The organism is Enterobacter sp. BIDMC 26 (assembly GCF_000534435.1).
In the GTDB taxonomy this organism is placed as follows: domain Bacteria; phylum Pseudomonadota; class Gammaproteobacteria; order Enterobacterales; family Enterobacteriaceae; genus Enterobacter; species Enterobacter ludwigii.
This window is the reverse complement of the sequence record NZ_KI973182.1, coordinates 4,648,251-4,672,061: the sequence shown is the minus strand read 5'-3', so window position 1 is coordinate 4,672,061 and position 23,811 is coordinate 4,648,251. Positions and strand designations below refer to the sequence as shown.

Genomic DNA, 23,811 nt, shown 5'->3' with positions numbered 1-23,811 from the left:
GGGTTAAAAGTTATAATCCAGCATCAGCTTATATTCGGTGGTAACAGCCTCACCGTGGGTCACCCAGCTTCCGTCCTGTTTTATCAACGAGCCAGTAACTTCTCCGGACACGGTAAAGCGAGAGGTCAACGGATAATTCGCCGATACCTTCAGGAAGCGGTTGCGGGTATTCTGGAAGACTTCGCCATCTTCAGGCTGCGCATTGTATTTCTTATAATGGCCATACCCGCCGCTGAGCGTTGTGGATAATTTCCCCCAGTTGCGCCAGACGCCGACAGACGTGGTCCAGCTTTTTTCGTCAATATCGCCCCACTGCGCCCTGTCTAAAATGGCAGAGGCAAATTGCTGGCGGAACCAGACGCCGGTGGTGTTATTAATAATATATTGCACGCCAGGCTCAATCTGAAATGAACGCACGTCGCGGTCATTTTGCGATCCACCGCTGCGGCGGTGATCGATCTGCTGATACAAATAGTTAAAGAATGAGAAATTGTCCGTAACCCGAAGATCGGTAAAGAACTTAACGCGGCCTTGCCAGCGGTCCTCGATTGAGGCGCTTCCACCCATGACATCCCAGCCATAGCGCAGACGTTTGTAAAAATATTCATGGCCGATGATCAACTGAGTCCACTGGTTTTGGCTGAGGTAAGACTGATCCTCCCACGTCCCGTTATAGTGGGTGGTTCTGCCCTCAGAAAAAGCCAGATACCAACCGGGTAACGCATCGTGTCGCATCACGCCTTGTACAAACGTCAGTGAATCATTCCCGTTGTGGAAATGGCTGTTACGCCAGTTATTGTCCTCAATGGCATATTTCATCTTCAGTTGGCCATGAACGCGGCCACCGGCAGGATTGGAGGAGCGGGCTGAGGTCCACATAACCTCTTCATCCAGATAGGACCACGGGTCCACGGCAACAACCTTTCCCGAGGGGTCCTTCATGATGCTCATGCTCGCATTCGCCAGCGCGGGAAACAGAAGAGCAAAAATAACAGACAGGGCATGATAGTTTTTCATAATAATATCCCGTTAAATCATTTCTTTTATTTTCAACGTCGCGTGAAAATGGTCGTTTTGAGGCAGGCTAATACTCCACGGCTTCTCCTGCATGGAATACATCCGGGTACTGAATGCCGCTTTATTGTTTATATAAAAAACAGCAATTGAGTTTTGAATGAGAACGCGTAACTCAATTTTTTCCCCGATCGGAACATCCACCCAGGATTCCGCGTTAGCCTGATGAATCGACGCGAGCGGCGCGTTGAAAAAATAGACTTTTCCTTTGCTCTTATTGAACACAACGTTCAGCATCGCATCACTGACTCTGTCGTCGGTCAGACCAAAGCTCATCACCATTCCGGCAGAAGGAACATCAATGGTTGCGCTCAACTCACCACGTTCAGGCAAGGCCGGGTACAGCGCCGACTGTAAGGGGCCGAACGACGTGGCCGTTTTAAGCGTTTTGGTGCTCGTTAAGGTGGTCACCGGACCAGGATTCTCACTGATGACCTGCTGAAGCTCCTGGGGCAGGATGCTGTTGAGCTGGCCCTGCTCATCTGCGGTGAGCTCATGAGCAACCAGATTCCCTGCCCAGTCAATGTTGCCGCTGTCACGGTTACCGGCTTTCGTCGGGATCCAGCCGAAAACAAACAGCCGATCGTTTTTGAGTACCAGTTTACCCGCGTAAAAACCCGAGCCGTCGACCACATAATTGCCCAGTTTCCGCCACGGCCCCTCCGGATTATCCGCAACCCGGTATTGTGTCAGGCGTAACGGCCATTGATCGCTAAAGCTGAGATACCAGCGTCCGTTGAAGTAAACCAGTGTCGGGCATTCGAGGTTGGCATTGCTGGTGATGGTGTCGTTATCAAAAAATACGCCGCGATCTTCCCAGTGCGTTAAATCCGTTGAACTGTACCGGGCAATAACCCCACGACCGTTACTGCGCGTAGTAATTAACATCCAGTATTCTTTCTTTTCCTCAATCCAAACGACGTGAGGGTCCCGGAAATCATTACCCCGATAGTTACCGCCGGGTAAAATGGTGTCTTGCGGGTGTTTCACCCAGTGAAGGCGGTCCTTGCTGGTCGCGTGCATAATAGACTCAACCGGGAACACATTTTCATTGTGCGCGGTGTACCAGGCATGCCAGGTATCGCCGACTTTAATAATCGAACCGGTTCCCAATAACAGTTCAGGATCGTCAACGTCGTTAACGTAGGGGATCACTTCGGAATGGTTCTGATAATCATACAAGTTGGCACTCGACAAGAGATGAAAAGCATGTACCCCCAGATCGCTGCCGCCGCGGACATCATTAAGATAATAAATATCAAATTTGCCATCGTTAAACACGGGCATAGGGTCGCCCACAAATGAACCGTCAACCCGCGGGAAAAAGCCATTAATATGGGTGATACTTTTATTCTGTAATGTTTCTTTCGAAGGCTGCGCCCAGGCAGGATTATTGCCGAGTGAAAGCGCAAGCAGCGCGACAGATGCCGCAACTATTAATTTTTTCATGCTACACCTGAATGTCAGAAGTTATAATTCACGCCAACCACGGTAAACGGGTTCCATGAGTGACCGGTCGATGTCCAAAGCCCGGTTTCTTTCGTAAATTGTGCTTTGAATTCACCGTATAATCGCACTTCACCAAATACCGGATAACTCAGCGTGCCACCGATAAACTTATACCGACCGTCATAGAAAACTTCGCTGGCATTGCTGGCGTTATCTATTTTGTCCTGGCCAAATCCAACATACAGGGAGGTTAATAATGGATACCAGTTTCGCCAGAGTCCGGCCGTGACTTTCCATTCTTCTTCGACAATATCGCCCCAGCTCTGACGCTCCTGGCGGTTATGATAATAATAGGGTCGCAAATAGAGTCCGAGATCCGGATTCACGCGGTATTGAATGGCTGGCTCAATTTCGAAAATGTACTGCTCCAGATCGCCATTCCCCGGTTCGTTCCCCTGAGGCTGATATTCGCCATACGCGTATCCGGCCAGGCTCCATTTGTTGGACAGTCGCAGGTCCTGCCAGATCTTAAACCGGTTTTTCCAGCGTTTCGTTGCCGTTTCGGACCCGACCATAACTTCCGTACCGATATTCCCTCGCCAGGTTTCGAAAATATGGCCCACAAAAAATTCATTGATGGTATTGGTGCCTTGATAGTCCTGATTACTGAACTGTCCTTTATAACTGTCTTCTCTGGCATTCCAGAAACCGAAATACCAGTTAGGCAATTCATCGTGCCTTAAAAAGGCCTGAATGGTGGCGAGTTTAAACTTGCCGCTGTTTTTCTTATTATTGCTCCAGCGAACATCGTCAATTTCTATCTGAGACCCGATGTTTCCGTGCAGGCCACCCACTTCCATGTTACGACCGATACTGTTCCAGTGAACCGGCGGATCTTCCTGCCTTAAACGCAACAGACTGACGTCTTCGGGGTTATCCCCTTTAGGACGCTTTTTCACTTCCGCTTTTTTATTCTCCGTTTGCGCCGATAACGTCACGGGCTTTGACGAGGTCGTGAGTTCAGGTTTTTGACCTGCAGCAACCGGAGAAGACGAAGCACGAAGGGACGATTGTTCATTGCCGTTATTGGCTGATGATACACTCGTACCGTTGGTGTCTGATTCATCCTGAAAATAGCTTTGATAGTTTCCTGTAACGTCTTCAGCAATGGCAGGAAATGCCGCTAATGTCACCATTAATGCCAGCGTCTGTTTTCCTGGAACAAATATGTTTTTATCTTTCGAGACAATGCAATTTTGAGGTATTACGCTTTCATCCATTTTGCTCTCTCATTATTCCAGACAATAACATGCCAGCCAGAGACTGGCAGAAATAAAAACTCACCCTGCAAGAAACAGGTCGGAACGGAGAATTATTTATCTAAAGACCAGTATCCCGCATCGTATAATGAGGCCTTCCCCTGATTTGCAAACAATGAAATATCGCGCTTGCCCGGCTGCGGATAAATACGACTGCTTAAGCAAGCGTCACCATCGTTAACAAAAACTTCCACCGATGAGCGGTCAATAAAAATTCGCAGTGACAGAACGCTGTCTGCTGGTAGCGGAATACTGCGCGTGCCTTCCAGCGAATATTCCGGATAGCGGCGCTCCACCACCAGACGCCCGGCCTGATCATCGACGTAAATTCTCAGCCCGTCGCCCAACGCGATACCAAACTGTTCAGCCGTCGATGCGCTCAAATCCCATGCCAGCTGAACTTCGACCGCGTCGGCATCTGCCGCGACAAGGACGTTCTGATTGTTCAGGCAGCGGACGGGCGTGGGATAATAGCTGCCACGCAGCGCGGTCACTTCGGCAGCCGGTTTCATTCTCACCCGGCCATCGACAAGGCTTAATTCGCGTGGAAGCGAGAGCATTCCGGCCCAGCCATCCTGCTGTTCGGGCATCGGTGATTCCCACATATCCAGCCACCCGATGACAATGCGTCGGCCATCCGGGGTCACGAAACTCTGCGGGGCATAAAAGTCGTGACCGTGGTCCAGCTCAGTAAATTGTCCGCTGTGGGTGAACGGTTGACCTGGCTGCCAGTCCCCAAGTAAATAGCCACTCTGGAACAGGTTGCGATAGTCATACCCTTCCGCCGCCATGCCCTGTGGCGAGAACATCAGGACACGCTTCTCTCCGAGGGTGAAGAAATCCGGGCATTCCCACATAAAGCCCTTGCCTTCATCAGCCTCGGCGAAAATACCGTCGTCATGCCATTCGCGGAGATCGGTGGAACGGTACAGGCGCACCTGGCCGGTATTTTCCACGCGGGAGCCGACAACCATGTACCAGAACTCACCTTCGCGCCACACCTTCGGATCGCGAAAGTGATGCAGTCCGGGCGGTGTATCAATCACCCTGCCGTGCCGTTCAAAATGGATGCCGTCACGGCTGGTCGCCAGACACTGCACCTGGTAGAGGTTGTCGTCTGTGTCCGACGGGCCGTGAAATTTATGTCCGGTGTAGATGAGCGCCAGCGTATCGCCGTCAACCACGGCGGAGCCGGAGAAACAGCCGTCTTTGTCCGCCGGGCCTTCCGGCGCTAGTGCGACGGGCAGATGTTCCCAATGCACCAGATCTTTGCTTCGGGCGTGCCCCCAGTGCATCGGACCCCATTTCGGGGAATAGGGATGGTGTTGATAAAAGGCGTGATACCAGCCGTCAAACCATACCAGGCCATTAGGATCATTCATCCAGCCTGCGCGAGGGGCGAGGTGATAGCGCGGATACCAGCGCGGATTAATCCCGGATTGTGCTTTTTCAAGCACCTGTTCAGCCTGTTCTAATAAGGATGTCATCGTCTTTACTCTCAGTACATTACACAGCGTTTTGCTGCAGAAAAGATGGCTCAGATGAGGATTTAGTTGAGCGCAAAAGGAAAATGGAAATAAACGTGGTGCTGAACACCATGATGCCCATGATCAGATAGGATTGGGCGAAGCCAAATCTCTCATAGCTAAAGCCTGCCAGCGGGGACAAGACGGTGCCAATGACGGAGCTGGTGCAGGCAAATCCCACCAGATAAATGGTGGAGGAGAGACGTTTGTCGAAATTCAGGCTGTTGTATTTAAATATGGCGACTAACAATATTGGCAGTTCGACCGCGTGAAGCAGTTTGGTAATGGAGATAAGCAAGGGGCCTTCCACCAGCCCGGAAGCAATCATGCGCAGCGCCATCACCATACCTGCGAATATCAGGCCATTTTTAGCGCCAATGCGATTAACCAGCCATGGCGCACAAAACATACCCGCGGCCTCGAGAAAGACCTGGAAAGAGTTTAAATAGCCAAACATCTCGTTCCCTTCTCGTAATGTCGGGAACTGTGACGAGAAATAGACCGGGAATTGCTGATCGTATACGCCGTAAATGCAGGTTCCGACCACGAAGAATATCAGCGCCCAGAAGCGCGGCAGAGTAAGCAGACGCAGGGCGTCTTCCAGAGAAACTTTTTTAGCACCAATTTCGAGTTTCTCCATGCTTGCCGGTGCGGCCACCTTTAAGCGGGCCAGCAGACAGAAGAAGATTAACCCTGAGCATGACGCCACCAGGAAGTTAAGGTCAGGGTTGATATTAAACAGTAACCCGGCAAAAAACGTGGCGACCGCCCAGCCCAGAGACCCCCACATGCGTGCCCGCCCAAACTCAAAGGTACTCTGACGCGCAACGCGCTCGGTATAGGACTCCAGAACGCCGATACCGCCATTAAACGTCAGCCCGATAAATAAACCCCCGAATACGCTGCCCAGCAGAATATTAACGCTCAGCAGGTAGCTAAAAAGCAGATAAGCCGGGCCGGAGAGGATCAACAACGCGGTGATAAACCATAACAAATGTTTGCGCAGACCGAGTCGGTCCTGGATAAAGCCATAACAGACCTGCGCGAAGAGCGCGGAGACAGATAACACGGAAAAAATAATGCCGGTTTCCGATGCCTTTAGCCCCACTTCCTGGTGAAGCCAGATTGAGAGAAGTGAACTTGATGAGGACCAGGTCACAAAGAAAAAGAACAGCAGAGCGCTGAGCAGCATGTAACTTCGAGTAGGCCGTTTTTTCATCTACGTAATCTCGCAAGAAGGATATGCTAAGATGGTAACGTTAACATTTCAGGCGTACACTCGATTTTGATGTGATACTCGATGTTAATCACAAAAGTTAACGTTAACATTAATGTGTTGAGATCGCGCTCAAACTTTTGAGTGTGACTTGCGTAACCCTGGGTGTCGGTGCCTAGAATAGGACATTCGCATTGGCTCACAACACCTTACCGGGTCGAATGCATTCAGATAATGGAAAGCTATGGCGTCTTTAAAAGATGTGGCCAAACTGGCCAATGTATCGCTCATGACGGTTTCCCGGGTGCTCAATGACCCGAAACGCGTAAAGCCTGAAACCCTGTCCCGGGTGCAGGAGGCGATCCTGCAGTTAAATTACGTGCCTGACCTCTCAGCCCGGCAGGTTCGTCGTGTCGGCTCCCGGAACAAAACCATCGGCGTGCTGGCGCTGGATACCGTCACCACCCCTTTTTCGGTAGAAATCACGCTATCTATCGAAGAAACCGCACGGGCGTACGGCTGGAACAGCTTCGTGGTGAATATGTTTACCGATGATAACCCTGACGATATTGTCGACCTGCTGCTCGCCCACCGGCCCGGGGGGATCATTTTCACCACCATGGGGCTGCGTGAAGTGAGCATCCCGCCCCGACTACTGGAGCACCCTTGCGTTCTGGCCAACTGCGAGAACATGGGAGAACCGGTTGCCAGCTATATACCTGACGATGAACAAGGCCAGTATACGGCCGTACAGGCCTTGCTGGCGGCGGGATACAGCCGCCCTCTCTGCCTGCATTTACCTGTCAACCATCTGGCGACGCGTCGCCGCCGTCAGGGGCTTGATCGCGCCTGCCGTGAAGCCGGTATCGATCCTGATACGCTTGAACACTGCTATATGCAATTTGGCGATGAGCACTACCGGGATATTCCGGAGATGCTGCTGGCGCATATCGTTCAGGGGAAACCGCAATTTGATTCGGTCATCTGTGGTAACGACCGTATTGCCTTCATGGTGTATCAGACGCTGTTAACGCAGGGGATCCGAATCCCACAGGATATTGCCGTTCTTGGCTACGATAATCTTGTCGGCATCGGAAATTTGTTTTTACCCCCGCTATCCACGGTCCAGCTGCCGCATTATGAGATTGGGCGCTTAAGTACACTGCACATTATCAATGGCGACACCCACCGGGATAAGGTGCTGGTCGAGAGCCCCTGGCTCAGGCGCGAATCCTGCTGAGCAAGAGAGGCCGAATACCGACGACCTTTTGACAGTCACCTGGGGACATTATGCAAAACGAATTTTACTGGATAAACGAACCTGCCGAATGGCATAGCGAGAACAACACGTTATCGGTCGTGACCGACGACCACACCGATTTCTGGCGCCATACGTGGTACGGATTCGAGCGTTTCTCGGGCCACATCTACGCGACTGACGCGGCAGGTGATTTCACGTTTCAGACTAACATCCGCGCTGAGTTCAGCACGCTCTATGACCAGGCGGGAATCATGCTGATGTCGGACGAGCAACACTGGCTCAAGGCCGGGATTGAATACAATGATGGCGCGCCGGCCATTGGCAGCGTACTGACGTTACAGGCCTCCGACTGGGCAACCGGTATCTTCCCGGGTAACCCCCGGGAGTTCTGGCTTCGCCTGACCCGCAAGGGAGACGCGTTGCGGTTACAGTACTCAGCAGACGGGCTGTCGTGGCCTTTGCTGCGTTTATGCCATTTCCCGTCGGGGCCAGTGAAAGTCGGTGTCATGTGCTGCACGCCTGAACGCAGCGGCTTAGCCGTCGAGTTTAGTGATTTCAGTCTCGCGCCGGCCATGGATAAAGCGCTGCACGATCTCAGCTGATTTACATCGCGCCATCCGGTTCTACGATCCGTTGATGGCGCAGCCTGAGCTTCCACCTGGATCACACTTTTCCCCCCCGACCATTCCCTTAAAATAAACAGGTGATATTATTCACCCCGTAAATACCTCTCAACTCAACCCGAGGCTTTGATGCTGGAGAATGTCATCATCCGATAATCAGCTCCCCGACCTTTCAGGCCGGACTGATTATCAATGCGCCGAAATCGAATGCGGACACCGCGGTGTGTTTGCACGTTTTGCACATGATGATTAAACAGGTTTTCCAGTATGAATTTATCCCGTCAGGAACAACGTACCTTACACGTTCTCGCCAAAGGTGGACGTATTGCGCACGTCCGCGATAGCTCAGGCCGCGTCACCGCCGTTGAATGCTACAGCCGCGAAGGGCTGTTGCTCGCCGACTGCACGCTCGCCGTCTTCAAAAAACTCAAAACCAAAAAGCTGATCAAGTCCGTCAACGGTCAGCCCTACCGCATTAACACGACCGGGCTGAACAGCGTTCGTGCCCAGCCAGATAATCGTTAAGGAGAGGATGATGGATATCCCACGTATTTTTACCGTCAGCGAAAGCGAACACCGCATTCATAACCCGTTCACCCCGGAAAAGTACGCCACGCTGGGCCGCGTGTTACGCATGAAGCCAGGCACGCGCATTCTCGATCTCGGCAGCGGCTCGGGGGAGATGCTCTGCACCTGGGCGCGCGATCATGGCATTACCGGCACCGGCATCGACATGAGCCGACTTTTCACCGAACAGGCAACGCGCCGTGCTGACGAACTCGGCGTCAGCGAGCGCGTGCGTTTTATTCATGACGACGCGGCCGGGTACGTCGCAGATGAAAAATGTGATGTGGCGGCCTGCGTAGGCGCCACCTGGATTGCCGGCGGCGTCGCCGGAACAATGGCGCTGCTGGCAAAAAGCCTCCGGCCTGGCGGAATGATACTCATCGGTGAATCCTACTGGCGTCAGGTTCCTGCGAGCGATGAGGTAGCCCAGGCCTGCGGCGTCTCGTCCATCGCAGACTTTCTCACCCTGCCCGACCTGGTCGCCTCGTTCGACGCACAGGGCTATGACCTGGTGGAAATGGTTCTGGCAGACCAGGAAGGCTGGGACAGATACGAAGCGGCGAAATGGATGACCCTGCGTCGCTGGCTGGCGGAAAACCCTGACGATGACTTTGCACAAGAAGTTCGCGCGGAGCTGACAATTGCACCCAAACGCCACGTCACCTACACACGAGAGTACTTTGGCTGGGGGGTGTTTGCGTTGATTGCCCGATAGCCTGAAACAGGCGGTATAGCCTTAACGACTATACCGCCTTCACGCATCAGGTATTAAGGCGGCTCAGGATAATATGAACGCGGATTCCGTCACGTTTACCCGCGTTTAATCACCGGGATATCGCCCGTATCATTTAACGCCCCTGGAAATGTTGTTAACCACTGAGCGACTTTTTGTTTATTGATATTCACCACACTCATCCCTTCCAGGCATCCCCATAATTCTCTTGTATGCTGCGGCGTGATCACAATACAGTCTTTCATCACCCGGATTTTAACCGGCATACCGCTGATAAACCCTGCTCGTGTTAACCAGTCTCCCCCCAGCGGGAGATATTTATTATCTATCCGGGCATAGAGTTCGCAGCAGGCGGAGCTTGCTTCCGGCGTTTCTGCGCGGGGGTGAACAGGCGCGGCACTGGTCTGGTTGCCGTGAAGACGGCGGGTGCTGTTTTTGCGTACCAGCTCGCGGTTTTCAATCATGCCGGTGAAAGCGTCTGATTCTGTTTTGCAAACCGTAAACTCTGGCATAAAATTCGGCGCAGCCATTTTCAACTCCTTTTCAGTTGCTTGTGGTTAGCGGTATGGGGGTGTTGCAGCACCTTCATATCGCGTCTCGTTGTAAATAATTCCTGTGAAACTTACTCTGCCGTTCGGCGTTATTTCTGATGCGTATTATACCAGGCTGAATATAAATACAGCGGTTTGGTGTGGGATAAATTTGGAATTTGCGAGGGGGATTCAGGAAATAGTGTTGTGTGCGCTAAGGCCATGTTTTTGTTCGTTGTGGGTTGATTGGTCTGGGTTTTGCGAGCATCATCGCAATTATTTACCTTCTTCCGTAACGCGATGGCTTCCAGCAAAACACTCGAACAGGCAATTGCCAACATCACCATCTGGCGCAAGGGCGAACAACGTGCGCCACATAAACCCTTATTGCTTCTGTACGTGCTGGCAAACTATCAGCAGGGGCATGCACGTCTGTTTGACTACGGTACCGAGGTACATGCTCAACTGCTAAGCCTGTTAGAACGCTTTGGTCCAGACAGGAAAGAACATTATCCGAACATGCCCTTCTGGCGGCTCAAAGGGGATGGATTCTGGGATCTTGAGAACAGTGAACTCTGTTCCACCACTGGCAGCAAACAGCCACCGGTAAAAGAGCTTGTTGAACATAAGGTCGCTGGCGGTTTTGATGAAGAACACTATGTGCTATTGAGAAAGAACAAGAAGCTGATCGGCTCGCTGGCACAGAAGATCCTTGAGGCGCATTTCCCGGAAAGCATCCAGGAAGAGATCGCAGATGAGATGGGTTTTGATATTCAACAGATCCGTAAGGTTCGCGATCCGTTGTTTCGCCAGCAGGTGCTTCGCGCCTATAACTATGAATGTGCAATCTGCGGATTCAACATGCGACATGATAACACCTCCGTTGCGCTTGAAGCCGCGCATATCAAGTGGAAACAGTTTGGCGGGCCGTGTGAAATCCCGAATGGGCTGGCGCTGTGTGCAATTCATCATAAAGCGTTTGATAAGGGATCGATTGGGCTGGATGACAGTTTGCGGGTTCTGGTGTCCGAGGCGGTAAATGGAAACGGGCATGGGATTGTAGGAAGACTGTTCTGGGATTTCGCTGGGAAGCAGATAGCACTGCCGATGGTGAAAGGGAATTATCCAGGGGAGGGTTTTGTGGAATGGCATCGGAGGGAGGTGTATAGGGGGTGAGTGCGAAGGCCGGACTCGAACATCGCAACTATCCTTATGATCTTAAGAGATAAAAATTTACCACTTTTGACATGATACCATCATTGATACCATCAATGCTGTGGTTATCATAGAATCGACAATATAAGCCTATCATTGCCAGGCATTTTGCACATTATAAACCTGCTATTTATAACTAAAAGACATTTAAAATAGAAAATTTAATACCTTTTTCGCTATAGTGAATTTGTCTATTCGGTTCAACTCATTGATTAGATAGTGATAATCTTCACACTTTAGTATGAGTTAAAGTTTGCATGTTGTTTCCTAAATAAATACACTACACAAAGGATTTAAATGTAAGTAACGGGATATATGATGTTAAGTGATAAAGAAATTACGTTTAAAAGAGATTTTATTATATTTACATTCACATGCATATTCGCCGTAACTATACCAACAGGTTTTATACTATACTTACCGATCCTATTTAAAAAGTATGTTTTCTTAAATGAACTGGCAAACTCAAACGTTGCATTAAAAACTTTATATTTGTTGCCATTCTTAGGCGGCGCGATAATTTTTAAAATACACTTAAAAAATAGAAAATCAATCAAAGCATTTAACGACCTCTTATTATTAGGAATCGGCTTCTGTGGGCTTTATTCAATTCTATTTTTTGGTATTGATGCTCTTGTTAAAAATGAATATTTTTTTAACGTTAATAGTGTAGGAACTTTTAGTATTAAGCTGCTCTTTATGATGTGTAGTGCAGCTAAAGTAGCCATAACATTTAGTGAATTTTGTGATGAGAGGAAAAGAGAAATCGAGGATAAAAAGCCAACTATAAAAAACTTAAAAGTAGAAAACAACCCTATACTATCTAAAGCAAAAATAGGGATATCTCTATCAGTGCTGGCGCTTTTATTTTATCATCTTATCAAAAAGAAAAATTAATCACCTTTCTCGCTTTATATTAGTTAGATGGAGGCATCCTATGAAAGTCCAAAACATAAGAAAAACAACATCCAATAATATAGTTAAAACTGAAATGGCATAAAATAAAGAAGGAGACTTAAGTTGCGGGGCTGAACCTAACATTACTAAAAACATATCAGGGGCCTGTGAAATATACATCACACTTATTAAATTTGAAAGTATAAAAATGCTAACAAACATTATTAATTTAAAGTTCATATTACCCCACCCTAAAAACATTGATAAAATTAATCTATTATATTTTAAAAACTAGTCAACATTCATCAAAGAAATTTTATTTACCAATATATTGATATAAATATATCCTCGTATTTACTCTAAAGGGATGTACTTACAATCAATTTTTTGTACAATAGTCTTAGTCTATGGCACCTTAGAAGGTAAGTATCATGGAAAGAGTAAAGTCTATAGTTTACAGACACTTAACCAACGCTGATTTTTTCAACATTAATAAGCCACCGGGCATGGAATTAGGTGGTGGAGGTCAAGCTTATATAGATTTTCCAACAAGCTCAGTAACACCAGCACAATGGCACGAATTTTTTACAGGAATAAATGGAGTTTCTGTTCAACAAGAAACACAAGGGCCGAGCTGGACATTCCCAATCTATAGTCTCACATTAGATAATGGTCAGAATCCGGCAGTTCAGTCTCTGAAAATTTATCAGAGAAGACAACAGTCAGTAAGTATAACTAGCCAGAAGCTTTTTTCCTCTCGCTCAAACAGAGTAAGGGCCTGGCACCCACAATCAGGCTTCCCTGTCCCCGTAGATAATACAGATAGATCACAATGCCCCGATGGTCTCATGGTTTATCTTGCCGCTACCTATGAGGGAAAAGTATGGGCGGGGTGGTTTTTAAATGACGGAACGACACAACTTCCCCTTAAAGGTATTCCACCGCAATCTATTAACTCCATGTTTTCATTACCGGCAGACGCTGAAGGATATAGTGGAATAATAAATTTTCACAGCACTGATTATCTTTACTTAAACCCGTTAGATAAATATTATCCTCTTCAATCTCAAGGAACGGAAACATATACTTCAGGGGTATATAACCCTGCGAATGACGAATCAACATTTATTGATGACTTATTTAATAATGATAATAGTCAGTTCGAAGTTCTGAGCAAGGAGTATATTAGAAAAGTAAAAGCAAGAAACAAATCCATCGTTACAAAACTGAAGAATTTATATAATAACACATGTCAGATAACTGGAAATCAGTTTGCCTTTCAGAAAAAAGATGGTATTGACTACACAGAGGTTCATCATCTAATACCCCTCGGTGAAGGTGGCTCTGACGACATCCGAAATTTGATTGTTGTCAACCCATTAATTCATAAAATGCTACACCATGCTACAGTTACAGGTTTAAACCTAGAAAATATTTCCATCGATGCTCATGGGGTCGGAACTTTACAGATTAATATAAATGATTTGCCATATACAATAACATGGCATCCAAAACACACAGCACTCATTTGATAGTAAGAGCCATATATCAAAATATGGCTCTTAAAAATCAACGGTGAAGATGTATTAGGTACTCTGTAAGTTCATTTTGTAATTCACTTTTATTACTTCTAAATCTTTTATGGGTGAACGCCTCTATTTTAACATCACCAAAATCAGCTAATAATTTATTAAAATCTTCTATTGTAAGTAATCCATCTTCACTATAACTTATAAGAAATTCATTACATCCCATGTTTGTAATAATTTCCTTAAATGAATCTCTAATTTTAGTTTTCGTACAAAAATTAGAATACTGGTCTCGCCAAGGTCTTAATCCGCTAATACCTATTGCCTCTGGTTCATCTCCACGGGCTAACGTTTCTAATATATGATAATTGGCTGCATATTGTCTTTTCATATATGGAGGATCAATATAACATAGGTCGCATTGAATCTTGCTTGCATTCTCCTCGGCATAACCTTGCATTACAATGTGATTTTCAACATCAGATTTAAGAAATAAATCTGTGCATTTAAGATTTAACTGAGTCAAAGCCCTGCCATTTAGCCTGGACATGTAATGTCCATATGTACCAGCAATATTAGCGATATCATTAGCCGCCATTATTAAATCATGTAGCAATAAACTTCTTTCCAAATCAGTCAGAATATTATCACAAGATAAATTGTTTATGACTTCTCTAATGCCATCTAGTTTTCTAGCGTTTTCTGGACTAAAATAATTCCTTGGTCTCTCACTATTTTGAGGATTTCCTTCACAAGAAAATTCGTTCCAAAAGTAGCCACATTTTGGTTTAACATTATTCAAAAAATTAATAACATTCTCGTATGGTGAAAACTCAGGTTTTACTTCATGGAAATCTGATATAAATGCTATTAACTTCTCAAAATTAGGTGCGCTAGAGAATTTTAGGTTAACGATAGAATGATGATATGAATAAGTCATTAGATCATTGGCGGTTACTTTGTAATCGCGTTTTCTCAATTCTGTTGAAATCACACCTGTGCCTGACATAAGATCAGCAACCCGACCTTTTGCGGGGCATAATTCAGAAATTTTTCCAATAACGTTATCAATAACTTTTACTTTTGAACCTATATAACGGTAACCCATAATTATGCCTTTGATACAAAAATGTCAGAGATTTTGATATTTTTCAACGCTTTAACTGCTATCAATTCTTGTGCTTTGTCCAGAACTTTAAAAATAGCATCATAGTGTGCTTGATCCAAACCATATATTTTAGCAACCATACGCTCCAACTCAGCATCTAAATCGTATGGTACTTTTTCACTCTTCTCTAGAAAGACTCTTAACCTTTTGGACAACTTATTTATAATTTTAAGATCGTTATTAGGTATCTTCAAAAGGTTAGGAATTGGTATATTAATAATCTGCTGCTGAGTCAGGTAAGGGTGGCTTTTCCATTCTATTTCACCATTAGACATTGAGACAAAAAAGAAAATAGCCCTTGAATTCAGAATTGCTAAAAGAAACTCCAGTGGAATTTTACCTAAGAAATCTGATCTCAGTTTGAAAATATACACCACTTGATTTGTATAACTAGAGGTATAATCAATCGAAGCAGATACGCCTATACCAGTTTTTCTAACTACAATTTTCTCCCCTTCATATATCGCTGGGTTTTTATAGTTTATACCAGTATTTGAAGTATCAATCCATAAATTATAATCTATTTTATAACGGTTAATATCCTCACCAACAATCAGAGGATTACAATTATAGTTATAACCTTTGTGAATTATGACTTTTTCATTTGTGTTTTTTGTTACTAATTTTTCACCACAATTTTTACATTTTATAATTTCATTTTTTGATGCTGGACTCCAAGAACTGCAAAATTGGCATTGTACGATCTTCCCTTTTTTTGATAATTCAACCCCACGATGATTACAAAGATAATCTCCAAATTTGTGGTCGTGAGATGAAATACACTCATATGTGCTTTGCAATGTAGAATCAATGTCTAAATTAAAAAGATGCTTTGAATCCTTTTTAAAGCGAGAATACAACACCTTATGTCTATATTTTAGTTCAACTTGGCTAAGAACTTCAGTTCCATTTATTATATTATTTCTCTCTTCAACTGGAAGACGAAAACAGTCAATTTCGTAATCCTCAAAAGTAGAAGAAGTCTTTTTTCTAAATATTAGAATAGCACATGCACGATTAACATCTTTAAATATCTTCTCACCAAATCTGCCAATAAACAAAATTTCGGTATTTTTGAGCAAATGTTTTCTTAACAAAAATCTGTCATGTGAAAATAATGAATCAGGAATAATAAAACCAGCAATTCCTGAATCACTCAATAATGAAACACATAATTCAACAAATAGATCTGAGGTGTCATATTGTCCACTTAATAATTCATAATTATTATTATTAACTAAATTTTTATAGCTTGATGTATCAGCCCCCCAAGGTGGGTTAGCTATAATAAAATCATATCCTCGTTCATTATTGAATTTATTTTTCAATAAATCCCAACCATTTATTCTGTCATTATTATATGGACATAAAGCATTAGTATTAACACCAAAAAAATCATCACCAAACGGCTTTCTTGCTTTAATTAAGGCATTTTTATCAATGTCAACCCCAGTGAATTTCACATTTGTTATATTTATTTTTTTTAGTCTACATTCAAGTGCTTTTAATAATATTCCATCTCCACATGCTGGATCTAGAACTTGAATGGTTTCGCTATTTTGCTTATCCTTGAATAGATCTGAATAACTTATAATTTTCTCAGCAACATAATCTGCTAAATACTGTGGTGTGTAAACTACACCATTTTTCTTCTTCTTGTCAGCATCTTTGATTGACTTCTCCAGCAGTTCTCGGATTAGCTCTGAACGGCTCTGCCCCTCACCAGTCCTATCTAACTCTACAACTAACTTATGGGGAAGAGTCACAGACACCTGTATTTTTTTTGTCTCACCACCCATCACTAACCACCCATCACTATGAAAAATAAGTAATTTTAATTTATGTCATTAATGACAACTACTATAGTTTCTCATATCACTACTAAAAGTTCCACTCAATATTCCGAAATGAAAAAGCAAGGGCTAACTCATCGAAGCGCTACGCTGCTTCTTCGAGTTCCCCTTGTTTTTTCCGCCCTTCGGTTGAAAAAAAATTAAAAGCAAAATCAAGACACTACATTGACATTATTCGCATCTATCATATAAATAAATTAAGCATAAGGAATATGCTTTTATTTAATTATATGAAAAGGAGTTCATATGGTCGAAAGTAATACTTTTAATAAGATCGTTGTAAGTAAGCATTCCCGTAATGGAAGCGTTAGCGAAGCGAAGCTCTCACACAACCAGCTTCGTTCTCATTGCATCAGTGTCAGATTAAATGATGAAGAGCTAACGCTTCTCAATGAGAGACGTGGCCGTCATCGTAAAGGCGAGTGGCTTCGCTTATCTTTACTTAATAAACTTCCTGCTGTCGTTCCAGCCATCAATTTTGAAGCCTGGAAAACCCTTGGTGAGATTTCGCAGAAGCTAAACAAGCTCGTGGCTCATCTTGATAGCAAGAGCTATGAAAGCTCTCTGACGCAAACTGAACTCTTCGCCGTAAAGCGTCAGGTCTCAGAGCTTCGCTTGCATTTAATTACCGCTGACCTGTGGAGAGCTTCCCATGAAGGGAATGCAAAAAATCCGCAGGGGTAAGAGCTTCGCAGGGGTCGTGCTTTACGCATTAAAACCAGCTTCTCATCATAAAAAAGATCCGATAGTAATTGGCGGGAACATGGATGGAAGCGATGTCGGAGAGTTGATTGCAGAATTCAATGCGACTAAAATGCTTCGCACGGATGTTGCTAAACCAGTCTGGCACAATTCGCTTCGCTTGCCGAAAAACGAAGCGCTGACAGATGCTCAGTGGTCAGGGATTGCTGATGATTACATGTCCCGAATGGGCTTCTCTGAAACGCATCTACGAGCTTATGTCCTTCATGATGATGCGGCCGGCCAGCACATCCACATTATTGCCAGTCGTATAGACCTATCCAATAGAAGTCTTTACTTGGGCAAAAATGAAAACCTCATCAGCACCCGTATCATCCAACAGTTAGAAATAGATCACCATCTGACCAAAACCAAAGGGCCAGAATCGGTAGCATCACCATCCCCAGCTTCGCTATCCAGAAAATCCCCGCCCCAAAAACCGATAATCGCGATACCGAAGCCTAAAAAGCTATCGCGTAACGAAGCGATGATGGAGAAGTATAAAGGAGAGCTATCACCCAAATCGGTTATTCAGGAAGCCCTGGAAGCATTGCTTGTCGATAAACCATCCACCACTGATTTTGTGATGCAGCTTGCCGCCAACAATATCAAAGCGCTTCCGAATATTGCCTCAACAGGGAAAATGAATGGGTTTTCATTCGAATATCAGGGGATTGCTTTCAAAGCTTCGCAGTTAGGTAAAGGTTATTCCTGGTCTGCCTTACAAAACAGGCTAGATTACCAGCCGGAACGCGACAATGCTTTCCTGTTTGCATTGAAAATGCCCTCAGTCAGTAAGGCATCGGTTAGCGAAGCGCCTGAAAGTGCCATAGCAACACATCCACATGAAATCACAACAACGGAAGCTAACAGCCCCATAGCAGCGCTTATCCATGATAACAGTGCTGGTCAGGACGAATACACTAACGCTTCAGTCAAACCGATTCACTTAGAAGCAGGTGCTGGTGCTCAAGAAGCGTTTGCAACCGAAGCGTTAAAAGTAGCGCCCGCGCGAAGCGATGCAGTGTCAGCGTTCAGGTGGTTGGAATACATCCCCTACCTAGATGTAATTTATCGTATGTTGAAAAACCTCAAAATCCCAACCCTCAAACGTCCTCGAAAACACAAAACCATCACTGGCGTGAGAATGATAGAGATAACATCATCACCCCACAAAACTGCCATTGAAACACCACATAAATCGTACAGAGCTTCGCTTTCAATGTAGGGCTGGCAAGCCTTTTTTGATAGGTATAGACCAATGATTTGATCGTTTGCACCGATCGATAATCTAGAGCTGATAGCCAATATCTATCATTAATCTTTAATCGATCGGTACAAGTGATTTGCCTTTCCTGTAAACCCAGTCAAAATGTGATTTCACACCAAAAAATATAACAGACTGATTTAACTAGCCTATTTACGTATTCAACTAACATGCAGGTTTTGAAATGGCAGATACCATCTCATCAGTAGTCCCTGATTTCTTCATACATCGAATATGAATTTAACATCTAACACAAAGGAACTTGTATGAGCATCTCCACCACGAAACGCCGCAATGAAGAAGTCAACGTTGGTCTTTCTGATCGTCGGAAAGCAGAGATTACAGCCCCAAAATTTGATCTGTTTGGCGAAACTTACACGTTTGTTAAGACTTTCTCTGGCACTGTCATTAATTCCAACCCAAGCAATAATCAGATCTGGGTAAAAACCGACGCTGGGGATGAGAAGCAGATTTCCGACTATGGTATCCCCTTCAGAAGTTCACACACTATTTATAAATACGAGCTTCGCCAATATAGTGAGGATGGTTCGTATAACGAGTATAAAGATGCACTTATCGTTAATAAGAACACGGGAGAACATGAAGTAAACTTAAACAGGAAAAAAGTTGTCATCCCCGCTTTTCTGACAATGCTGTTCCATAATGCTTCTACAGCATCGTATTACAGAGCAATGCCTGTTTCGAAACTATTCACTATTGTTTTCATTTTACTTTGTGCTGCTGCACTTATTTCATTTCTCACATTGCCTTGGGGCTTTAAAGATGGATATGTGTGGGATGAGCATAAGTATATGTGGCTCACATATTTCCTATCAAGGATCGGAAGCTTCGTTTGTATCAAATGGATTAAAAGAAGAAGCGCTAGATTTGATCATGAAATCACAAATCTTATCAATTTAGTAAAGAAATAAAAAATAATAAGCAACAAAGAGTTAGCCCGTAGATCCCTACTACGGGCTTTTAAAATAATCACAATCCATATTTTCTTTTCTTCTCTTTGATGGATAACGATCTTTTTAGGGTCGAAGCCTCATATTTCCTTTTCTCATTAGCATAGACTTTCTCTGTTCGGCTACCATTACTGACTATAAAGTTAATCAATGAAGAACATACATGCTTCATACGCTCTTTGTTGATCAAATCATCATCCAGTTTATTTATATGACTATAATATGAAAGTAGCAGAAAGGTTAAAACAACCTCCCTGTTGGAGAAGGTCATTTTTTCGATACCACTTTGGTATTTGATATAAAATCCTGCACAAAAAAGATAAGATTGTTCTATAATTCGTTGCTCTGAGAAACCTGACTCAGCGAGTTTATCAACGAATCGATCAAGCAGAAGTAGATACCTTTCCATTAAGTTAATATTTGTTTTATCCATAATATGCATCCTTGCAATAGTGAAATTTTGTCGTCCTGACAACAAAATAAATAACATAATTTTTTATCATGTCAATAGCTAAAACCTATCAATTCTATTAAAGGTATTTTGTAGGTAACGGATGATTAAGTTCTTCAATCGTTATTTGTTTAAGATGAGCATTATAAAGCCATACTTTGAACTGCTCTAAATAGCGTTCATTTAGTGCCTTCAAAGCTTCATTTTCTGCTTCAAGTCTTCTAATTCGTTGAGAAGCCACTTTTAAATTAGCAGGTTTTACAGTGTGTATTGCACCAGATTTGATAGTGGCTTTTTTCACACTGAAGCTTTCTGCAATCCTTAAATGACTACTTAAGGATTGTCTTGATGGTCTTTTCCCAATAATCCTTACTAACCTGTCGCACAAAGCATCCCAAGTTAGTTTTTCATCTATAGACCATGTGTTAATAACATCTACAATCTTCTTCTCATGATAACCATTTATATGTTTAGCCATTTATTCTCCTTTTTTTATTCTCTTATGGAATTCATACCATCTATCAGCATTAATGTTCCCATCATTTTTATCATACAGTGTTCTTTTTAAAATTTTATCGTGAATGTTTGAAATCGTTTCGTTATCTAAATCAGAATCCTCAATCGGATAATGTTCACACGGCTTAAACGCATATGAGTGCTTGCAGTAGCCATGTTTTGATACAAGTACCGCACCACTACTAAGTGAATCAAACTCGTTAAGATCCACCACTGGAATATCCTTTTTTCTGTGTTCATTAACACACACTGATAACTTTTGCTCTCTTATTTCTTTAGACATTTGAAGATGCGATCTGTGGTCATAAGAGACATTTTGAGAAATTAGCTTACGTCCAGACCAGCGAGCAATACTAAATTCATCCATACCATTTATTTGAGCAAATGTGTTGAGAAGATGCCTCAGTTGATGTGTTCTCAGCAAATATGGGCTACCATCTTCATTTATATAACCATGTCTTTTAAAGATATTAAATTGTCCTTTTATATAATCAGAATCAACAATGTCAGTTTTAAAAAAACTCATTGTAGGTCTGAATAACTTATCTAACATTTTCTTTTTGTTTTGATTTAACTGTCCTTCAGTTAACAAGCAAAGCGCATTAGAATATTCAATTTTCTTCTCTCTATCATACCAAGGGAAATCTTGAGGTATATTCTCTTTAAGGGTTCCCATCGTTGAGTTAGAGTGATTTTTTTGAATTTCAGCAGCCAATAACCTCGCTTGACTTGATAATTTTTTTAATCTGCTAATTGCCTTTTTAGCTACAGGTATCATTAGAGTTGGAATCCATTTTATATTACCTTCATACCCTTTTGCTGAAAAAAATCTCAAACCGTATCTTTGAATGCCCTTTCCATCACATTCTGTAATTTCACAATCCGCTGGCAAAGCTAAAATTTCTGATATCCTACTCGGTGCGCACATAAGTAAAGCAAGCACAGATGTAGTAAATATATCTCTTGAAGATAATTGTTCATCCCGCTTTGAAAAAATCTCAGCAATCGCAATAACTGATTTGATATCAGGCAATCTAGGATGGCCTTCAAGTGAAGAATCATAACCAGTCCAAGACTGAGTAATCCTATACCTAATTGGATTTACCCAAAATAAATAAGATGAGTTAATCATCCTATTATCACTTAAAAAAGAACTCAATTTCTCAAGTTCTTTTCCAATAGCAAATGCGTGTGCTTTAGAATACTTTTCAGAGGCTATTCTTATGCATTCATCAAAAACTGAATTGTTGCAATAGCTTACATTAGCCTCCATATTGATTTTCAGTAAAACGAATTCTACAATCTTCAACATTGATAATGTTGAGTGTTTCGTTTTAGATTTATTAAATGAATGCACATGCAACATATATGCTTTAGCAAAATTAATAAAACTATCATCTAAGCGTTCCTTGCTGCTGAGGTTGTTTTTTAAGTTAAACTTAGTAAATCTATATAAACCTTTCCATTTATTGCTTTCCCAGGAAGTTGTTAAATTATTATTAGAAAAGGTATCCTTACAAAACTCGATGAACTTAATAACATTATAGTGTGGGTTGTTTTTATTACTTGGTTCAAAAATAAATATATTATTCATTATGTTCTCCAGGGGTTGAATTTTTTACAAGATAAACATTTAAATTCCTCTTTCGTATCTTCTAATAATAAAAATGAATCTAAAACATACTTGATAAAAAAGTTCTTGTTTTCTTCAATCTCTACGCCCATAAGTATATTAGATAAGGGGTTAAAAAATGCACTTAGTTTCTTATCGATATCATAAACACTGTCAGGATTATTTTTTATATAAATCATAGAAGAGTTTGCTGATTTATGATCTAACGCTTTAGCAATCACCTCAATTGAGGCTCCTTCATTAGCCAGTCGACTCCCTAATGTATATCTGAATCTTCTGGCATTAAGCTCTATATAGCTGTTAGTCCTTTCTGATCTAACATCGAATTTTGAAGGAAAGCGTTTTAATAGCTTTGACATGACTGAATTTTTCATATGGAAAAAATCTGTTGTTAAATCAGATAGAAAACCCTCAATTCTTTTTATTTCCGTAATCTTGTCTAAATCCATGAAGATTGGCAATTCGCCTCTATAGTTATTAATCCCAACACTAAATTTATCTTCTACAAACACCTGATTTTCATTAATTAGCATTGATAAGCTGTCATATAAGAACTTTTCTATCATTACCATGTTAAATTCATTTCTGAATGATTTCCTTTGTTTTACTTTTGGTACATTTAAAAAATACCCTTTCTCATTTTTAATGAGATCCTTAGCTTTTAGAGAGATTAATTGTAATGGCCTTCTTCCTGTTATTGCCAACAGAAGAATATAACAATATAAAAAGGGTTGAATTTTCTTCTGAAGATAAAATTTGCTAACAGAGTTAAGGATATAATTTAGTTCCGTTTCAGTTAAAGGTCCTTTATTTGGATCTCGTCTTTTAACTGCCTCTCCTGTTTGGTTTGGAATGATTTTTATTTTCTCCAACATTCTAAGGGCTGTCGCTTCTACTCCAGGGTAATTGAGTTTTTTCCATTTAGTGATGAAGGCCTTAACTATGTTTAGCTTGTAGTTTCTCGCTGAACCTAAATAAACATTCAATTGATATATGGCTTTGTCATCAATAGTATCGATAGTCATCGCACCAAACCACTTATAAAATAGATTGTTAATGCTTTGAATATAGGAAGAACTATATTCAGACGCATAGTAAGCCAATGTTTTTAAGTAGCTAAGTTTCATTTTTGTAGGCATTCTATCTACAACTTTATGAGGGTATACGCAGTTTTCTTTATCCAGTTGCCATTTCTTATCTGACAGTTTGAAACTATACCTATTCATCTTAGCAAAAAAGATTTGCTCACTTTCAATACATTTGTTTTCCATA

The 23,811-nt window shown here is 43.0% G+C and carries 22 protein-coding genes; 10 read left to right on the top strand and 12 right to left on the bottom strand.

Going from position 1 to position 23,811, the window contains the following annotated elements; genetic code table 11:
• Window positions 1-3: 3 nt before the first annotated feature.
• The 5 genes from L462_RS01735 to L462_RS01755 all read right to left on the bottom strand — a co-directional run bounded on the left by L462_RS01735 (window position 4) and on the right by L462_RS01755 (window position 6,587).
• Window positions 4-1,017 carry an OmpG porin family protein gene (locus L462_RS01735; protein WP_020885345.1) on the bottom strand — a complete coding sequence of 338 codons (1,014 nt, stop codon included), beginning with the start codon at window positions 1,015-1,017 and terminating at the stop codon, window positions 4-6.
• 12 nt (window positions 1,018-1,029) lie between these two features.
• On the bottom strand, window positions 1,030-2,523 hold the full coding sequence (locus L462_RS01740; RefSeq protein ID WP_032679550.1) for a glycoside hydrolase family 32 protein: 1,494 nt from the start codon (window positions 2,521-2,523) through the stop codon (window positions 1,030-1,032).
• Between the two features lie 14 nt (window positions 2,524-2,537).
• A complete protein-coding gene (locus tag L462_RS01745) occupies window positions 2,538-3,803 on the bottom strand; it encodes an OmpG porin family protein (RefSeq protein WP_032679549.1) in 1,266 nt (421 codons plus the stop codon).
• Window positions 3,804-3,895: 92 nt separating this feature from the next.
• Complete coding sequence (locus tag L462_RS01750; RefSeq protein ID WP_020885348.1) at window positions 3,896-5,329, bottom strand: glycoside hydrolase family 32 protein; 1,434 nt, start codon at window positions 5,327-5,329, stop codon at window positions 3,896-3,898.
• Between the two features lie 19 nt (window positions 5,330-5,348).
• Window positions 5,349-6,587, bottom strand: coding sequence for an MFS transporter (locus L462_RS01755; RefSeq protein WP_014168436.1), 1,239 nt, complete (start codon window positions 6,585-6,587; stop codon window positions 5,349-5,351).
• Between the two features lie 241 nt (window positions 6,588-6,828).
• Between L462_RS01755 and L462_RS01760 the strand changes: the two genes are divergently transcribed.
• From L462_RS01760 to L462_RS01775, 4 genes are all read left to right on the top strand, one after another.
• Window positions 6,829-7,824 carry a LacI family DNA-binding transcriptional regulator gene (locus L462_RS01760; RefSeq protein WP_020885349.1) on the top strand — a complete coding sequence of 332 codons (996 nt, stop codon included), beginning with the start codon at window positions 6,829-6,831 and terminating at the stop codon, window positions 7,822-7,824.
• Window positions 7,825-7,874: 50 nt separating this feature from the next.
• Window positions 7,875-8,447: a DUF1349 domain-containing protein gene (locus L462_RS01765; protein ID WP_032679548.1), complete on the top strand. Its 573-nt coding sequence runs from the start codon at window positions 7,875-7,877 to the stop codon at window positions 8,445-8,447.
• Window positions 8,448-8,735: 288 nt separating this feature from the next.
• Entirely contained in the window at window positions 8,736-8,993 is a 258-nt protein-coding gene (locus tag L462_RS01770) for a YjhX family toxin (protein ID WP_014168433.1), read from the top strand.
• A 10-nt stretch (window positions 8,994-9,003) separates the two neighbouring features.
• Window positions 9,004-9,750: an SAM-dependent methyltransferase gene (locus tag L462_RS01775; RefSeq protein WP_032679547.1), complete on the top strand. Its 747-nt coding sequence runs from the start codon at window positions 9,004-9,006 to the stop codon at window positions 9,748-9,750.
• A 95-nt stretch (window positions 9,751-9,845) separates the two neighbouring features.
• Here the strand turns inward: L462_RS01775 and L462_RS24980 are convergent, their stop codons facing one another.
• Window positions 9,846-10,298, bottom strand: coding sequence for a SymE family type I addiction module toxin (locus L462_RS24980; protein WP_082209500.1), 453 nt, complete (start codon window positions 10,296-10,298; stop codon window positions 9,846-9,848).
• A gap of 300 nt (window positions 10,299-10,598) precedes the next feature.
• On the opposite strand from L462_RS24980, the gene L462_RS01780 reads away from it, so the two are divergent.
• The 3 genes from L462_RS01780 to L462_RS01790 all read left to right on the top strand — a co-directional run bounded on the left by L462_RS01780 (window position 10,599) and on the right by L462_RS01790 (window position 13,942).
• Entirely contained in the window at window positions 10,599-11,474 is an 876-nt protein-coding gene (locus tag L462_RS01780; protein WP_032679546.1) for a phosphorothioated DNA-binding restriction endonuclease, read from the top strand.
• Window positions 11,475-11,831: 357 nt separating this feature from the next.
• Window positions 11,832-12,410 (top strand): hypothetical protein, encoded by a 579-nt coding sequence (locus tag L462_RS01785; protein WP_032679773.1) that lies wholly within the window; start codon window positions 11,832-11,834, stop codon window positions 12,408-12,410.
• A 431-nt stretch (window positions 12,411-12,841) separates the two neighbouring features.
• A complete protein-coding gene (locus L462_RS01790; RefSeq protein WP_032679544.1) occupies window positions 12,842-13,942 on the top strand; it encodes an HNH endonuclease in 1,101 nt (366 codons plus the stop codon).
• A gap of 37 nt (window positions 13,943-13,979) precedes the next feature.
• On the opposite strand, the gene L462_RS01795 is transcribed toward L462_RS01790, so the two are convergent.
• Both L462_RS01795 and L462_RS01800 read right to left on the bottom strand, forming a co-directional pair.
• A complete protein-coding gene (locus L462_RS01795; protein WP_032679543.1) occupies window positions 13,980-15,047 on the bottom strand; it encodes a DNA adenine methylase in 1,068 nt (355 codons plus the stop codon).
• A 2-nt stretch (window positions 15,048-15,049) separates the two neighbouring features.
• Window positions 15,050-16,873, bottom strand: a complete 1,824-nt coding sequence (locus L462_RS01800; RefSeq protein WP_255358225.1) for an N-6 DNA methylase — start codon at window positions 16,871-16,873, stop codon at window positions 15,050-15,052.
• Between the two features lie 333 nt (window positions 16,874-17,206).
• Between L462_RS01800 and L462_RS01805 the strand changes: the two genes are divergently transcribed.
• The 3 genes from L462_RS01805 (at window position 17,207) to L462_RS01815 (ending at window position 19,900) form a co-directional block, all read left to right on the top strand.
• On the top strand, window positions 17,207-17,644 hold the full coding sequence (locus tag L462_RS01805; RefSeq protein WP_007705384.1) for a hypothetical protein: 438 nt from the start codon (window positions 17,207-17,209) through the stop codon (window positions 17,642-17,644).
• A complete protein-coding gene (locus L462_RS01810) occupies window positions 17,613-18,929 on the top strand; it encodes a relaxase/mobilization nuclease domain-containing protein (protein WP_032679540.1) in 1,317 nt (438 codons plus the stop codon). The genes L462_RS01805 and L462_RS01810 overlap by 32 nt, the downstream gene beginning before the upstream one ends.
• Before the next feature lie 305 nt (window positions 18,930-19,234).
• The gene (locus L462_RS01815) at window positions 19,235-19,900 is read left to right on the top strand and encodes a hypothetical protein (protein ID WP_032679539.1); all 666 of its coding nucleotides are present in this window, start codon (window positions 19,235-19,237) and stop codon (window positions 19,898-19,900) included.
• Between the two features lie 58 nt (window positions 19,901-19,958).
• On the opposite strand, the gene L462_RS01820 is transcribed toward L462_RS01815, so the two are convergent.
• The 4 genes from L462_RS01820 to L462_RS01835 all read right to left on the bottom strand — a co-directional run bounded on the left by L462_RS01820 (window position 19,959) and on the right by L462_RS01835 (window position 23,810).
• On the bottom strand, window positions 19,959-20,372 hold the full coding sequence (locus tag L462_RS01820) for a hypothetical protein (RefSeq protein ID WP_032679538.1): 414 nt from the start codon (window positions 20,370-20,372) through the stop codon (window positions 19,959-19,961).
• Between the two features lie 97 nt (window positions 20,373-20,469).
• A complete protein-coding gene (locus L462_RS01825) occupies window positions 20,470-20,868 on the bottom strand; it encodes a hypothetical protein (protein WP_032679537.1) in 399 nt (132 codons plus the stop codon).
• Window positions 20,869-22,500: a DNA-binding protein gene (locus tag L462_RS01830; RefSeq protein WP_032679536.1), complete on the bottom strand. Its 1,632-nt coding sequence runs from the start codon at window positions 22,498-22,500 to the stop codon at window positions 20,869-20,871. It abuts the gene before it with no gap.
• Window positions 22,500-23,810: a site-specific integrase gene (locus tag L462_RS01835; protein ID WP_032679535.1), complete on the bottom strand. Its 1,311-nt coding sequence runs from the start codon at window positions 23,808-23,810 to the stop codon at window positions 22,500-22,502. Before L462_RS01835 ends, L462_RS01830 begins: the two co-directional genes overlap by 1 nt.
• Window position 23,811: the final 1 nt, after the last annotated feature.